Source organism: Pantoea sp. Tr-811 (genome assembly GCF_011752535.1).
Taxonomy (GTDB): domain Bacteria; phylum Pseudomonadota; class Gammaproteobacteria; order Pseudomonadales; family Pseudomonadaceae; genus Aquipseudomonas.
In genome coordinates, this window is record NZ_VWXJ01000002.1 from 471518 (window position 1) to 487445 (window position 15928).

Annotated in this window: 10 protein-coding genes and 1 pseudogene; 1 reads left to right on the plus strand and 10 read right to left on the minus strand. The window is 62.7% G+C overall.

Features of this window, described 5'->3' with window-relative positions; genetic code table 11:
• Nucleotides 1–172: 172 nt before the first annotated feature.
• From F3J44_RS04665 to F3J44_RS04710, 10 genes and pseudogenes are all read right to left on the minus strand, one after another.
• The gene (locus F3J44_RS04665; RefSeq protein WP_167270856.1) at nt 173–3220 is read right to left on the minus strand and encodes an efflux RND transporter permease subunit; all 3048 of its coding nucleotides are present in this window, start codon (nt 3218–3220) and stop codon (nt 173–175) included.
• Complete coding sequence (locus tag F3J44_RS04670) at nt 3217–4284, minus strand: efflux RND transporter periplasmic adaptor subunit (protein WP_167270858.1); 1068 nt, start codon at nt 4282–4284, stop codon at nt 3217–3219. The genes F3J44_RS04665 and F3J44_RS04670 overlap by 4 nt, the downstream gene beginning before the upstream one ends.
• Entirely contained in the window at nt 4281–5369 is a 1089-nt protein-coding gene (locus tag F3J44_RS04675; RefSeq protein ID WP_167270860.1) for an efflux RND transporter periplasmic adaptor subunit, read from the minus strand. Before F3J44_RS04675 ends, F3J44_RS04670 begins: the two co-directional genes overlap by 4 nt.
• 365 nt (nt 5370–5734) lie before the next feature.
• Nucleotides 5735–6479 (minus strand): annotated as a pseudogene (locus tag F3J44_RS04680) (ABC transporter permease subunit); the annotation flags it as partial.
• Nucleotides 6476–7396, minus strand: coding sequence for an ABC transporter permease subunit (locus F3J44_RS04685; protein WP_167066774.1), 921 nt, complete (start codon nt 7394–7396; stop codon nt 6476–6478). The gene F3J44_RS04685 and the pseudogene F3J44_RS04680, both read right to left, overlap by 4 nt.
• Entirely contained in the window at nt 7393–8535 is a 1143-nt protein-coding gene (gene potA / locus F3J44_RS04690) for a polyamine ABC transporter ATP-binding protein (RefSeq protein WP_167066771.1), read from the minus strand. Before potA ends, F3J44_RS04685 begins: the two co-directional genes overlap by 4 nt.
• Nucleotides 8536–8606: 71 nt before the next feature.
• Nucleotides 8607–9674 carry a polyamine ABC transporter substrate-binding protein gene (locus F3J44_RS04695; protein WP_205299696.1) on the minus strand — a complete coding sequence of 356 codons (1068 nt, stop codon included), beginning with the start codon at nt 9672–9674 and terminating at the stop codon, nt 8607–8609.
• A gap of 200 nt (nt 9675–9874) precedes the next feature.
• Nucleotides 9875–10972: a polyamine ABC transporter substrate-binding protein gene (locus F3J44_RS04700; RefSeq protein WP_167066765.1), complete on the minus strand. Its 1098-nt coding sequence runs from the start codon at nt 10970–10972 to the stop codon at nt 9875–9877.
• A gap of 169 nt (nt 10973–11141) precedes the next feature.
• On the minus strand, nt 11142–12503 hold the full coding sequence (locus F3J44_RS04705) for an aspartate aminotransferase family protein (RefSeq protein ID WP_167066762.1): 1362 nt from the start codon (nt 12501–12503) through the stop codon (nt 11142–11144).
• A gap of 46 nt (nt 12504–12549) precedes the next feature.
• A complete protein-coding gene (locus tag F3J44_RS04710) occupies nt 12550–13908 on the minus strand; it encodes a glutamine synthetase family protein (protein ID WP_167270864.1) in 1359 nt (452 codons plus the stop codon).
• A 682-nt stretch (nt 13909–14590) separates the two neighbouring features.
• Between F3J44_RS04710 and F3J44_RS04715 the strand changes: the two genes are divergently transcribed.
• Nucleotides 14591–15859: a glutamine synthetase family protein gene (locus F3J44_RS04715; protein ID WP_370526431.1), complete on the plus strand. Its 1269-nt coding sequence runs from the start codon at nt 14591–14593 to the stop codon at nt 15857–15859.
• Nucleotides 15860–15928 lie beyond the last annotated feature (69 nt).

Consider the following 15928-nt stretch of genomic DNA (forward strand, 5'->3'; position numbering starts at 1 on the left):
ATTCTTAAAAATACTGTTTAAGAATGTTTATATAACCATTTTTCAGAAATGACCCACGGCCTTTGTAGGAGCGGGCTTGCCCCGCGAACACCGGCAAAGCCGGTGCCAAGTTCTGCATTGCCTGGCACCGGCTGTGCCGGTGTTCGCGGGGCAAGCCCGCTCCTACAAGGGTTCAGTGTTGGGGCTCGCGGATCTTGTACCAGGCCACATACAGCGCCGGCAGGAACAGCAATGTCAGCAGGGTCGCCACGATGATCCCGCCGATCATCGCGTAGGCCATGGGCCCCCAGAACACCTCGCGGGCAATCGGGATCATGCCCAGGCTCGCCGCCGCCGCAGTCAACAGAATCGGCCGGCGCCGGTGGTTGGTGGCCTCCACCACCGCGTCCCATGGCGACAGGCCCTGGGCCTCGAATTCGTCGATCTGGGTCACCAGGATCACCGAGTTGCGAATGATGATGCCCGCCAGCGCCAGAATGCCCAGAATCGCCACAAAGCCCATCGGCGTGCCCGTGGGCACCAGCGCCAGCACCACGCCAATCAGCCCCAGCGGCGCCACGCTGACCACCAGGAACAGCTTCTGCACGCTGTGCAGCTGGATCATCAGGAAGGTCGCCATCAGGAACAGCATCAGCGGAATCACCGCCGCAATCGGGCCCTGGGCCTTGCCGCTCTCCTCCACCGTGCCCCCGGTGGCCACTTCATAGCCCAGCGGCAGCTTGCTGGCGAATTCGTCGATTTTCGGTTTCAGCTGCGCCACCAGGTCGGTGGGCTGTATTTCGCCATTGACCGAGGCCTTGATGGTGATGGTCGGTTTGCGGTCACGGCGCCACACCAGCGGCTGCTCCAGCTCGTAGCGCACGGTGGCGAACGACAGCAGCGGAATCGAGCTGCCGTTGGGCGTGAGAATCTGCAAGTTTTGCAGGGTATCGGGCGAGCCACGCTCGCTGTCCTCGGCGCGGGCCACCACGTCGACCAGGTAGATGCTGTCGTTGACCTGGGTGATCGGCACGCCGGTGACGATGCTGTTCATCACGTTGGCCACGTCCTCGGACGACAGGCCCAGCTGGCGCGCCTTGTCCTGGGCGATCTCGATGCGCAGCACCTTTCCTGGCTCGTTCCAGTCGTAGATCATTTCGCCGATGTGCCGGTTCTGGTCGAGCAAGGTGGCCAGTTCGATGGCGTGCTTGCGCACCTGGTCGATGTCCTTGCCACTGACCCGGTACTGGATCGGCCGGCCCACTGGCGGGCCCATTTCCAGTGACTGAACGTTGCTGCCGATGCCGACGAAGTCCTCATGCAGGCGCTTCTGCAGCCGCGCGATCAAGCCACCACGCTCCTCCAGGCCTTTGCTGACGATGACGAACTGAGCGTAATAGGGGTTCTGCAGTTGCTGGTCCAGGGGCAGGTAGAAGCGGATCGCGCCCTGGCCGATGTAGGTACTCCAGCTGACGATGTCGGGGTCGCCCTTGAAGGTGGCCTCGAAGCGGTCCACCACCTTGCGCGTTTCTTCGATGGAAGCGTTCTGCGGCAGGTTCAGGTCCACCAGGATTTCCGGGCGGTCCGACGACGGGAAGAACTGGTTCTGCACAAAGCGCATGCAGAACACCGACAAGGCGAACAGCACCACGGTGCCCACCACCGTCAGCCAGCGGTGGCGCATGCACCACAGCAGGCCATGCTCGAAGCCACAGCCAATGCGCCCAGGCTCGGCGTCATGGGCCTTCATCTTCTTGCTGTCGAGGATATGCACGCCCAGCACCGGGGCGAAGAACACCGCCACCACCCACGACACCATCAACGCCACGGCAATCACCGCGAACAGGGTGAAGGTGTATTCGCCCGCCGAGCTGGCATTGAGGCCGATCGGCACGAAGCCCGCCACCGTGACCAGGGTGCCGGTGAGCATCGGGAAGGCCGTGGAGGTGTAGGCAAAGGTAGCCGCCTGCTCCTTGCTCTCGCCCATTTCCAGGCGTGTGACCATCACCTCCACGGTGATCATTGCATCATCCACCAACAGGCCAAGGGCGATGATCAGCGCGCCCAGGGAAATCCGCTGCATGGTGATGCCGCTGTATTCCATGAACACGAAGACCATGGCCAGCACCAGCGGGATCGAACACGCCACCACCAGCCCGGCGCGCACGCCGAGGCTGACGAAACTCACCGCCAGCACGATCACCACGGCCTCGAACAAGGCGCTGGTGAAGCCGCCCACGGCCTTCTCCACCACCACCGCCTGGTCAGACACGGTGTGCACGCCCACGCCCACGGGCAAGTCGTTGGTCACGCGCTTCATCTTTTCCTTGAGCGCTTCGCCGAACACCTGGATGTTGCCCCCGGCCTTCATGCCGATCGCAAGGCCGATGGCGGCCTGGCCGTTGTAGCGGAACATCGGCGAGGGTGGGTCGGTGTAGCCGCGTTCGATCGCGGCGATATCCGCCAGGCGGAAGAAGCGGTCGTTGATGCGCAGGTTGACGCCCTGCAGGTCCTTTTCCGAGGCGAACTGGCCGGTGGTGCGCACCGAGATGCGCTCGGGGCCGGCCTCGATCACCCCTGCCGGGGTCACCGCATTCTGCGACTGCAGCGCCTGCATGACCTGGCGCTGGTCGATGCCCAGGGCCGCCAGCTTGCGGGTCGAGAAGTTCAGGTAAAGCACCTCGTCCTGGGTGCCGATCATCTCGATCTTGCCGATATTGGGCACTTCCCGCACTTCGGCGCGGGCTTGCTCCACATAGTCGCGCAACTGCCGCAGGGTGAGGCCGTCGGCGGTGAAGGCGTAGATCGAGCCGTAGACATCGCCGAACTCGTCGTTGAAACCCGGGCCCTGGATGCCGTCGGGGAACTGGCCGCGGATGTCCTGGATCTTCTTGCGCACCTGGTACCAGATTTGCGGGATGTCCTTGGCCTTGGTGGTGTCGCGCAGGTATACGTACACCGTGGACTCGCCGGGGCGGGTGTAGCTTTTCACGTAGTCGAGCGAGTCCAGCTCCTCCAGCTTTTTCTCGATGCGGTCGGTGACCTGGTACAGGGTTTCGTCCTGGGTCGCGCCAGGCCAGCGGGTCTGGATCACCATGGTCTTGATGGTGAACGACGGGTCTTCCTCACGGCCCAGGTTGAAGTACGAGAAAATCCCCATCAGCAGGCCAACGAACATCAGGTACCAGACGAAGGACTGGTGCTTTAGCGCCCATTCGGAGAGGTTGAAGCTTCCTTTCATTGCGCATCCTCGTCGAAGGCGACCTTCTGGCCAGGCTTGAGGCTGTTGACGCCCGCCGTCACTACCCGCTCGCCGGGCTGCACGCCCGAGGCCAGGACGATGCTGTGGTCGGTGCGGCTGATCAGGGCCACGTCACGGGTGGCCACGGTTTTCTGTTGCGGGTCGATCACCCACACCTGGGTTTTGCCGTCACGTTCGAGCAAGGCGCTCAGGGGCAGTTCGCTGCGCGGGGTCACGGCCGAGCTCAGGGTCACGCTGATGGCCGTGCCCAGGTGGAAGCCCACAGGGGTGCTGGCCAGGGTCAGGCGGGCACGGCGGGTGCGCGTGGTGGCGTCGGCTTGCGGCTCCAGCTCGCGCAGGCTGGCCGTGGTGTTGATGGCCGGGTCGAGCTGGGAAGCGACGGTGAAGGTGAGGTTCTGGTTCAACTGCTCGGCCAGGTTGATCGGCAAGTCGATCACCGCCTCTTTCACGTCTGGCCGGGCCAGGGTCACCACCGCCTGACCGGCGGTCACGGTTTGCCCGGCCTCGGCTTGCCAGGCCGTGATCACGGCGGCGTGGTCGGCGCGCAGGGTGCTGTAGTCGAGTTGGTCACGGGCCTGGCTGAGCGATGAACGCGCCTGCTCCAGCGACGCACCGGTGGTTTTCAGGTTGGTCTGGGCGATATCCAGGCTGGCCTTGGCGCCCACCCCGCGGTCATACAGCTGCTGCTGGCGCCGGGCATCGGCCTGGGCGTTGATCCACTGCGCCTGCACCCGCGCCAGGTCGCCTTCGGCGGCGCGCAGTTGGTTCTGTTGGTCGGTGGGGTCCAGCGTGGCCAAGGTGTCGCCCGGCTTGACCATGGCGCCAACGTCCAGCCAGCGCCGCGCAATGCGCCCACCCACGCGAAAGCCCAGGGTGCTTTCGTAGCGGGCCTGGATACTGCCGGCGAAGCGGCCCAGTTGCGCCTGCACCTGGGGCTCGACCTTCACCCACAGCACCGGGCGCAGTGCTTCTTCGGCCTGCTCCTGGTTGCCGCAGGCGGCCAGCAGCAGGCTTATCGGGAGCATCAGCAGCATGCGTTTCATGGCTCGGCTCCCTGCGCCTTGACGTCGACCTTTTCCACCTGCATGCCGGGGTGAAGCAACTGCCCCCCGGTGACCACCACGGTTTCGCCGCCCTTGAGCCCTTGGGCGATCACCACCTTGCCGGTGAGGTAGCGGCCCACCTCGACCTTGCGCAGCTCCACCTTGTCGCCCTCGCCCACCACCCACACGGCGGGCTCCTTCAATGCCTTGGTCAACGCCGACCAGGGCAACTCGACGCTTGGGCGGCCCTGGGTATTGCCGGTCGCGGTCACCGGCGCGCCCAGGCGCATGGCGGCTGGCACATTCTTCAAGGCAACCTTGACCTGCACCGTACCGCTCTGGGCCGACACGGTAGGGGTGACTTCGCGCACCACGCCCTGGGCCTGGACCTTGGGGTCGTCGAGCAGGCTCACGGTGAGGCCTGCGTCGCTGGGCGGGGCCACCAGCAAGGCCTCGTAGACGTTGAACACCGCGTCACGCTCGCCGTCGCGGGCCAGGGTGAAGATCGGCATGGTCGCCTGCACCACCTGGCCCACTTCGGCCTGGCGCTGGGTAATCACCCCGTCGGCCTCGGACACCAGCGCGGTGTAGCTCAGTTGTTCGTTGGCGTTGGCCAACTGCGCCTGGGCGGCCTTGAGCGCGCTCTGGTTGCTGCGCAGGGCGGCTTCGGCGGAGTCGTATTCGCTTTGGCTGGTGTAGCCCTTGGGCAAAAGCTTCTGCTGGCGGACGAAGGCGGCGCTGGCCTGGGTGACGCGCGCCTGGGCGGCGAACACTTCGGCCTTGGCCGAGTCGACGTTGTTCTGCAGGTCCTTGGGGTCGAGCCGGGCCAGTACCTGGTTGGCCTTGACGTGGTCGCCCACGTCGACACTGCGCGAGATGATCTTGCCGCCCACGCGAAACGACAGGTCGGTTTGCACCCGCGCCTGCACGTCGCCGGTGAGGGTAACCCTGGCGGCGAAGTCCGTGGATTCGACCCGCGCCACCCCAACCCGCGGCAGCAACTGGGGCGCTTCTTCCTTGCTACAGCCCGCGAGCGTGACAGCCAGCCCCAGACCAACGAACAACAGCGGACGCGAGAGCGACATGCAGGCTCCTGGCTTGCGCGCAAATGATTCGTGGAATGCGACTGTTAGCGTAGATCAGGGTTCGATAAACATCACTGACGCGGGGCAGGAGGGGAGGTTTTAGTCATTGAGGATCGAGCGCCGCCTGGCGGCGCATCGCGAGCTTTGCTCGCTCCTACCAGGCCTGCACAATGCCTGTAGGAGCGAGCGGAGCTCGCGATGCGCCGCGCTGGCGAATCAGGCGGACGCTGGCACTTGGGCCGGGCGCTTGACCTGGGGCTGCGAGGCGTTGGCGGCCGCGCCTTCCTCGATTGCCTGCTGGATCGCCTTGCGGCGGCGTTCTTCGGCCTGGCGGCTGAAGTACCACACGCAGAAGGTGACCAACGACACCGACAGCAGGATCAGGCTGGCCACGGCGTTGATTTCGGGCTTCACGCCCAGACGCACCGCCGAGAACACTTCCATCGGCAGGGTGGTCGAACCCGGGCCCGACACGAAGCTGGCCAGTACCAGGTCATCCAGCGACAGGGCGAACGACATCATGCCGCCCGCCGCCAGCGATGGCGCGATCATCGGGATGGTGATCAGGAAGAACACCTTCCACGGCTTGGCACCCAGGTCCATCGCCGCTTCCTCGATCGACAGGTCCAGCTCGCGCAGGCGCGCCGATACCACCACCGCCACATACGCCGCACAGAACGTGGTGTGGGCGATCCAGATGGTGACGATGCCGCGCTCCTGCGGCCAGCCGATCATCTGCGCCATGGCCACGAACAGCAGCAGCAGCGACAGGCCGGTAATCACCTCAGGCATCACCAGCGGCGCGGTAACCAGGCCGCCGAACAGCGTGCGGCCCTTGAAGCGGGTGACCCGGGTCAGCACGAAGGCCGCCAGGGTGCCCAGCGCCACCGCCGCCACCGCCGTGTAGCAAGCGATTTCCAGCGAGCGCATCACCGAACCCATCAGCTGGGTGTTGTCCAGCAGGCCGACGTACCACTTCACCGACCAACCACCCCACACCGTCACCAGCTTCGAGGCGTTGAACGAGTAGATCACCAGGATCAGCATCGGCAGGTAGATGAACAGCAGGCCAAGCACCAGCATCAGCCTGGAAAAACCAAAGCGCTTCATGCCCTGCCCTCCATTTCTTTGGCCTGGCTGCGGTTGAACAGCAGGATCGGCACGATCAGGATCGCCAGCATCACCACCGCCAGCGCCGATGCCACCGGCCAGTCACGGTTGTTGAAGAACTCCTGCCACAGCACTTTACCGATCATCAGGGTTTCCGGGCCGCCGAGCAGTTCAGGAATCACGAACTCGCCCACTACCGGGATGAACACCAGCATGCAGCCGGCGATGATGCCGTTCTTCGACAGCGGCACAGTGATCTTCCAGAAGCTGTTGAAGGTGCTCGAACCCAGGTCCGATGCGGCCTCAAGCAGGCTTGGGTCGTGCTTCACCAGGTTGGCGAACAGCGGCAGGATCATGAACGGCAGGTACGAATAGACCACGCCGATGTACACCGCCAGGTTGGTGTTGAGGATCTGCAGCGGCTGGTCGATCAGCCCGGTCCACATCAGGAAGCCGTTGAGCAGCCCGTTGTTGCTGAGAATGCCCATCCAGGCATAGACGCGGATCAGGATCGCGGTCCAGGTCGGCATCATGATCAGCAACAGCAGAACCGTCTGCGTCTCTTTCTTGGCGTTGGCGATGGCGTAGGCCATCGGGTAGCCGATCAGCAGGCACAGCAGGGTGCTGAAGAAGGCCATCTTCAGCGAGCCCAGGTAGGCCGAGATGTACAGCTCATCTTCGGTCAGCAGGCCGTAGTTGGCCAGGTTGAGCACCAACTGAATCTTGTCTTCGACGTAGGTGTAGATCTCGGTATACGGCGGGATCGCCACGTCGGCTTCGGCGAAGCTGATCTTCAGCACGATGAAGAACGGCAGCATGAAGAACAGGAACAGCCAGATGAACGGAATCCCGATCACCACATGCCGCCCCTCCGGAATCAAACGCTGGATGGCTCGCTTGAGCTTGCGAGGTTTCATGACCGCAGTACCACGCCGCTGTCATCTTCCCACCACACGTACACTTCATCGCCCCAGGTCGGGCGTGCGCCCTGGCGTTCGGCGTTGGCGACGAACGACTGGACGATCTTGCCGCTCGGCAGCTCCACGTAGAACACCGAGTGGCCGCCCAGGTAGGCGATGTCGTGCACCTTGCCGCGCGACCAGTTGTGCTCGAAGTCCGGCTGGCTGGTGGTGACCAGCAGCTTTTCCGGGCGCAGGGCGTAGGTGATGTGCTTGTCTTCCACCGAGGTGGTGATGCCGTGGCCGACGTAGATCTTGCGCTCCAGCTCCGGGCTGGCAATGATCGCGTGGCCTTCGGCGTCGTCGACCACGTCACCTTCGAACAGGTTGACGTTACCGATGAATTCGCACACCAGGCGGCTGGTGGGGGTCTCGTAGATGTCCACTGGCGAGCCGATCTGGGCGATCCAGCCCAGGTGCATGATGGCGATACGCTGGGCCATGGTCATGGCCTCTTCCTGGTCGTGGGTCACCATCACGCAGGTCACGCCAACGCGCTCGATGATCTCCACCAGCTCCAGCTGCATCTGCGAACGCAGCTTCTTGTCCAGGGCCCCCATCGGCTCGTCGAGCAGCAGCAGCTTGGGGCGCTTGGCCAGGGAACGGGCCAGGGCCACCCGCTGGCGCTGGCCACCGGACAACTGGTGAGGCTTGCGCTTGGCATACTGGGTCATGTGCACCAGCTTGAGCATCTCGGCCACGCGGGCGTCGATCTCGGCCTTGGGCATCTTGTCCTGCTGCAGGCCGAAAGCGATGTTCTGCGCCACGGTCATGTGCGGGAACAGCGCGTAGGACTGGAACATCATGTTGATCGGCCGCTCGTAGGGCGGCATGTCGGTGATGTCGACGCCATCGAGGAAAATCCGCCCCTCGGTGGGGCGCTCGAAACCGGCGAGCATCCGCAGCAAGGTCGATTTGCCGGAGCCGGAGCCACCCAGCAGGGCAAAGATCTCACCCTTGCGGATTTCCAGGGACACATCGTCCACGGCTACCGTTTCGTCGAATTTTTTCGTGACCCGGTCGATCTTGACCAGCACCTGCTTGGGTTGCTGGCCACCCTCGAGGGCTTTTTTATAGGCACCGGAGGCAACTGCCATGAGTGAAACTCCCAACAAGATTTTTGTGCCCGCCCGGCCTGTTCTGCAGGTGCCGCGGCGGGTCTGGATAATTACTTGCCCGACTTGACCTTGGTCCAGCTACGGGTCATCAGCCGCTGCACCTTGGGGGGCAGCTCTGAGTTCACGAACATCTTGTCCAGCACTTCCTGCGGTGGGTAAACCGCGGCGTCAGTCCTCACGGCCTGGTCCATCAGGTCGCCAGCCTTGGGGTTCGGGTTGGCATAACCGACGTAATCACTGACCTGGGCGATAACCTCAGGTTTCAGCAAATAGTTGATGAAGGCATGGGCCTCCTTGACGTTCTTGGCGTCCTTGGGAATCGCCAGCACGTCGAACCAGAGGTTGCCGCCTTCCTTGGGAATGGCGTAGGCCAGGTTCACGCCTTTCTTCGCCTCTTCGGCGCGGGCCTTGGCCTGGAACACATCACCCGAGAAACCGGCCGCGACGCAGATGTCGCCATTGGCCAGGTCGGTGATGTACTTGGAAGAGTGGAAGTAGGTCACGTAGGGGCGCACTGCCAGCAGCTTCTGCTCGGCCTTGGCGTAGTCCTTGGGGTCGGTGCTGTTGGGGTTCAGGCCCATGTAGTTGAGCACCGCCGGGAGCATTTCGTCCGCCGAGTCGAGGAAGGCCACGCCACACTTGGCGAGCTTCTTCATGTTCTCGGGTTCGAACAGCACTGCCCAGGAATCGATCTTGTCCACGCCCAGGGTCGCCTTGACCTTGTCGACGTTGTAGCCGATGCCATTGGTGCCCCACAGGTAAGGCACGGCGTACTGGTTGCCCGGGTCGTTCTTTTCCAGGCGCTTCATCAGTGCCGGGTCAAGGTTGGAATAATTGGGCAGCAGGCTCTTGTCGAGCTTCTGGAACGCGCCCGCCTTGATCTGCTTGCCGAGGAAATGGTTGGACGGCACCACCACGTCATAGCCGGTGTTGCCGGCCAGCAGTTTGCCTTCCAGGGTTTCGTTGGAGTCGAACACGTCCTGCACGGGCTTGATGCCCGTTTCCTTCTCGAACTCCGCGAGCGTGTTCGGGCCGATATAGTCCGACCAGTTATAGAAATGCACCGTAGGCGCCGCTTGGACGCTGCATGCCAGCGTCAGGCCCGCTCCAGCCAACATGGCCTTGCGTAGTACAGAAATAGACAAGTGGGTGGTCCTCACAATCAGTGCCTCGGTGACGGCATGCTTTGGGGGTACAGTGCTGCCGCGCACACAAAACCGGCGCGCAACTTACCTGCGCAGCTTCGATGCCGCAATCATCAATTGCCTTTCACTGGCCCTGGGCCGGAAAACCCCGGCCCAGAGGTCACGCATCGGGCTTACTTGCCCGACTTGATCTTGGTCCAGCTGCGGGTGATTACACGCTGGGCGGCCGCGTCTGGCGCAGCGATCGCGTACAGGTGTTTTTTCACGTCAGCCGGTGGGTAGATGCTCGGGTCGCTGGTGATGGCCTTGTCGACCAACGGGGTAGCGGCTTCGTTGCCGTTCGGGAAGCGCACGGCATTGGTGATTTCAGCCATGATTTCCGGCTGCAGCAGGAAGTTCATGAACTGGTAGGCGGCGTCCTTGTGCTCGGCATCCTTGGGGATGGCGACCATGTCGTAGAAGGTGCCGGCACCTTCTTTCGGAATGATGTAGTCCACTTTGACCTTGTCGCCAGCTTCGTGGGCGCGGGCCTTGGACTGCTCCAGGTCACCCGAGTAACCGACGGCTACGCAGATGTTGCCGTTGGCCATGTCGCCGATGTACTTGGACGAGTGGAAGTAGGTGATCGAAGGACGGATCTTGAGGAACAGGTCCTCGGCGGCCTTCAGGTCTTCCTTGGTGGTGCTGTTGGTCGGCTTGCCCAGGTAGTGCAGCGCGGCCGGGAGCATTTCGGTCGGGGCATCCAGGAAGCTCACGCCGCAGCTCTTGAGCTTGGCGATGTTCTCAGGCTTGAACACCACGTCCCACGAGTCGATCTTGTCCACGCCCAGCGCGGCCTTGACCTTCTCCGGGTTGTAGCCGATGCCGATCGAGCCCCACATGTATGGGAAGGCGTGCTGGTTGTCCTTGTCGCTGGCATCGCCAACGGCCTTGAGCAGGTCCTTGTCGAGGTTCTTCCAGTTCGGCAGCTTGGAGCGGTCCAGCTCCTCGTAGACGCCGGCCTTGATCTGCTTGGCCAGGAAGTTGTTCGACGGCACGACGATGTCGTAGCCCGACTTGCCGGCCAGCAGCTTGGCCTCCAGGGTTTCGTTGCTGTCGAAGACGTCGTACTTGACCTTGATGCCGGTCTGTTTTTCAAACTTGGCGATGGTGTCCGGAGCGATGTAGTCCGACCAGTTGTAGACGTTCAGTACCTTGTCTTCAGCCTGTACAGCGGTGGCCATGGCACCCATCAGGGCGGCGGCCAGCAACGTCTTGCCCATTTTATTCATGCGTCATGCTCCAGAATTTTTATTTAGCCATCTGTTCAGCAGCCAGGACCCACGGCGCAGGGCGCGCGGCGACTGAAACAGCCGCTAGTCTGGCAAGTTACAAGGCTCTGTTTCAAGGAAAGCAGGGCCTTGTAACGACTTAATGTCACATCGCTAGCCTAGCAAACTGTCAACGGATCGCTTCGAGCGTCAAATCGAGGCATTTGCGCGCTTTTTCCACCAGTTCATCCACCTCGGCATGGCTGATGACCAACGGCGGGGCGATGATCATGGTGTCACCTACCGCGCGCATGATCAGGCCGTTGTCGAAGCAGAAGTTGCGGCACACCATGCCCACGCCCTTGCCTTCGTAACGGCTGCGGGTTGCCTTGTCCTTCACCAGTTCGATCGCGCCGAGCAGGCCCAGGCCGCGCACCTCGCCCACCAGTGGGTGGTCCTGCAGTTCACGCAGACGTTTTTGCAAGTACGGTGCCACTTCCGTGCGCGCCTTCTCGACGATGTGCTCGTCACGCAGGATGCGCAGGTTTTCCAGGCCCACCGCGGCCGCCACCGGGTGGCCGGAATAGGTGAAACCGTGGTTGAAGTCGCCGCCTTCGCTGAGTACCTGGGCCACGCTGTCACGCACGATCACACCACCCATGGGGATGTAACCGGAGGTCAGGCCTTTGGCGATGGTCATCAGGTCGGGCTTGAGGCCGTAGTAGTCGGAGCCGAACCACTCGCCGGTACGGCCGAAGCCGCAGATCACTTCGTCGGCAACGAACAGAATGTCGTACTTGGCGAGGATTTCCTTGACCTTCGGCCAGTAGGTTTGCGGTGGAATGATCACGCCGCCGGCGCCCTGGATGGGCTCGGCGATGAAGGCGGCGACGTTGTCTTCGCCGACTTCGAGAATTTTCTGCTCCAGCTGCTCGGCCGCCCACACGCCGAAAGCATCCGGGGTCATGTCGCCGCCTTCACCGAACCAGTACGGCTGCGGGATATGCACGATGCCCGGGATCGGCAGGCCGCCCTGTTCGTGCATGCCGCTCATGCCACCCAGGCTTGCACCGGCAACGGTGGAGCCGTGGTAGCCGTTGATGCGGCCGATGATGGTCTGCTTGTGCGGCTTGCCCTTCAACGCCCAGTAGTGGCGAACCATGCGCAGCACGGTGTCGTTGCCTTCGGAGCCGGAGCCGGTGAAGAACACATGGGTCATGCCTTCGGGCGCCACCTCGGTGATCGCCTTGGCCAGTTCCAGCGCCGGCGGGTGGGCGGTCTGGAAGAACAGGTTGTAGTACGGCAGCTCGCGCATCTGCTTCTCGGCCGCCTGCACCAGTTCTTCCCGGCCATAGCCGACCGCCACGCACCACAGGCCAGCCATGCCGTCGAGGATCTTGTGCCCCTCGCTGTCCCACAAATGCACACCCTGCGCCTTGGTGATGATGCGCGGCCCCTTCTCCTTCAACTGCTTGTAGTCAGAGAAGGGTGCAAGGTGGTGCTCGCCGCTCAGGTTTTGCCATTCACGGGTTTGCGGGTTGTTGACGCTCATGTGCCTCTCCATTTTCCGGCGGCCGCACAGGCGGCCTCAGGGTTGATCAGACAGCGAACAGCAGGAACTCACGTTCCCAGGAGCTGATGACGCGCTTGAAGTTCTCATGCTCGGCGCGTTTGGTGGCGACGTAGCCGGTGATGAACTTCTTGCCCAGGTACTGCACCAGCGCGCGGCTGTTTTCCATGCGTTCCAGGGCATCTTCGATGGTCAGCGGCAGGCGCAGGTTACGCCGCTCGTAGCCACGGCCCTGAACCGGCGCGCTGGCCTCGATGCCTTCGACCATACCGATGTAGCCGCACAGCAAGCTGGCGGCGATGGCCAGGTAGGGGTTGGCGTCGGCGCCCGGCAGGCGGTTCTCGACGCGGCGGTTCTGTGGGCCGGCATCCGGCACGCGCAGGCCGACGGTGCGGTTTTCCTCGCCCCACTCGACGTTGACCGGCGCCGAGGTGTCGGGCAGGAAGCGGCGGAACGAGTTGACGTTGGGGGCGAACAGCGGCAGCGCTTCGGGGATGAACTTCTGCAGGCCACCGATGTGGTGCAGGAACAGCTGGCTCATGCTGCCGTCTGGGTTGCTGAAGATGTTCTTGCCGGTGGCCACGTCGACCACGCTCTGGTGCAGGTGCATGGCGCTGCCCGGCTCGCCGGTCATCGGCTTGGCCATGAAGGTGGCCGCCACGTTGTGCTTGAGCGCGGCCTCGCGCATGGTGCGCTTGAACACCAGGATCTGGTCGGCCAGGTGCAGCGCGTCGCCGTGACGGAAGTTGATCTCCATCTGCGCCGTGCCGTCTTCGTGAATCAGCGTGTCGAGGTCCAGGCGCTGCAGTTCGCACCAGTCATAGACGTCCTCGAACAGCGGGTCGAATTCGTTGGCGGCCTCGATGGAGAACGACTGGCGGCCGGTTTCCGGGCGGCCGGAGCGGCCGACCGGCGGTTGCAGCGGGAAGTCCGGGTCTTCGCTGCGCTTGGTCAGGTAGAACTCCATCTCCGGCGCGACAATCGGCTGCCAGCCCTTGTCGGAGTAGAGCTTGAGCACTTTCTTGAGGACGTTGCGCGGCGACAGTTCGACCGGGTTGCCCTTCTTGTCGTAGGTGTCGTGGATCACCTGGGCCGTGGGTTCGATGGCCCAGGGCACGAGGAACACGGCGTCCTGGTCGGGGCGGCAGATCATGTCGATGTCGGCCGGGTCGAGCAGGTCGTAATAGATGTCGTCGTCAACGTAGTCGCCGGTGACGGTCTGCAGCAGCACGCTCTCGGGCAGGCGCATGCCTTTTTCGGCGATGAACTTGTTGGTTGGCGAGATCTTGCCGCGGGTGATGCCGGTCAGGTCGCTGATCAGGCATTCGACTTCGGTGATCTTGTGCTCTTTCAACCAATCGGTGAGCTGGTCGAGGTTGTTACTCATAAATACCTCAGGAGGTAAGGTGGTCCGCGCCCTGATTCTGTATGGAGTAGATTGCTAAAGCAAAAACCCACGCGCAGGCGCGCTGTGGATACACTGGAAATGAGCGTGTCCGCAGCGATTTCAAAGGGCAGGTAGACAAGAAGAGTAACGATAAAGTGTGACGAGGAGAGGTCCGGGCGCACCAAGCGTCAATTATTGCGGCCATGCAGGCCAGCAGCTGACGGATGCGTGCGGGAACGGCAGGGATACCCGACGGCACTGCGCAGGCAGCGCGTTCAGGTCGCGACAAGCGGACCATGTGACCCTCGTATTATTGTGTTCTGGGTTGAGTCCGAGCTTAGCCTTGTTCATTTTTTTACACAACCTCTCCGTAAAAAATAAAACACGGCACCTCGGAGATAGCCCTTGGCGAAGGAAATAGCGGATAATGGCTCGCCCCGATATGCAGCAAATCTGCCGTCGATGTGCCATTTCAGGGCATCATGGGGTTGGCTTGACATCAGTTTGTCTTTTCGATTGACTGGTCCTGCAAGCCCCCCTTGATTGATATTTTTAACAACAAAGGTGTTGCATCATGTCGGTACCCCCGCGTGCCGTTCAGCTTAACGAAGCGAACGCGTTCCTTAAGGAACATCCTGAGGTTCTCTACGTTGACCTTCTGATTGCAGATATGAATGGTGTGGTGCGTGGTAAACGCATAGAGCGCACCAGCCTCCACAAGGTTTACGAGAAAGGCATCAACCTGCCGGCCTCCCTCTTCGCCCTGGACATCAACGGTTCCACCGTGGAAAGCACAGGGTTGGGCCTGGACATCGGCGATGCTGACCGCATCTGCTACCCGATCCCTGGCACCCTCTCCAACGAACCCTGGCAGAAGCGCCCCACCGCGCAACTGCTGATGACCATGCACGAGATCGAAGGCGAGCCGTTCTTCGCCGACCCGCGCGAAGTGCTGCGCCAAGTGGTGAGCAAGTTCACCGACATGGGCCTGACCATCTGCGCCGCGTTCGAGCTGGAGTTCTACCTGATCGACCAGGAAAACGTGAACGGCCGCCCGCAGCCGCCACGCTCGCCGATCTCGGGCAAGCGCCCGCAGTCGACCCAGGTATACCTGATCGACGACCTCGACGAATACGCCGACTGCCTCCAGGACATCCTCGAAGGTGCCAAGGAGCAAGGCATTCCGGCCGACGCCATCGTCAAGGAAAGCGCCCCGGCGCAGTTCGAAGTCAACCTGCACCACGTTGCCGACCCGCTCAAGGCCTGCGACTACGCGGTGCTGCTCAAGCGGTTGATCAAGAACATCGCCTACGACCATGAAATGGACACCACGTTCATGGCCAAGCCCTACCCGGGCCAGGCAGGCAACGGCCTGCACGTTCACATCTCCGTGCTGGACAAAGATGGCAACAACATCTTCACCAGCGAGGATCCCGAGCAGAACGCCGCGCTACGTCACGCTGTCGGCGGTGTGCTCGAGACCCTGCCCGCGTCCATGGCCTTCCTCTGCCCGAACGTCAACTCGTACCGCCGCTTCGGCGCGCAGTTCTACGTGCCGAACGCGCCGAGCTGGGGCCTGGACAACCGTACCGTGGCCCTGCGCGTGCCAACCGGCTCGCCGGACGCGGTGCGCATCGAACACCGCGTGGCCGGTGCCGATGCCAACCCGTACCTGATGATGGCTGCCGTGCTGGCCGGCGTGCACCATGGCCTGACCAACAAGGTCGAGCCGGGTGAGCCGATCGAAGGCAACTCGTACGAGCAGCTGGAGCAGAGCCTGCCGAACAACCTGCGCGATGCCCTGCGCGAGCTGGACGACAGCGAGATCCTGAACAAGTACATCGATCCGAAGTACATCGACATTTTCGTCGCGTGCAAGGAAAGCGAGCTGGAGGAGTTCGAGCACTCGATCTCCGACCTTGAGTACAACTGGTATCTGCATACCGTGTAAGCCAAAACGCCGCCCCCAACAGGGAGTCGCGTTTTCACCCATTGATGGTGGGCCTGGTAGGAGCGAGCG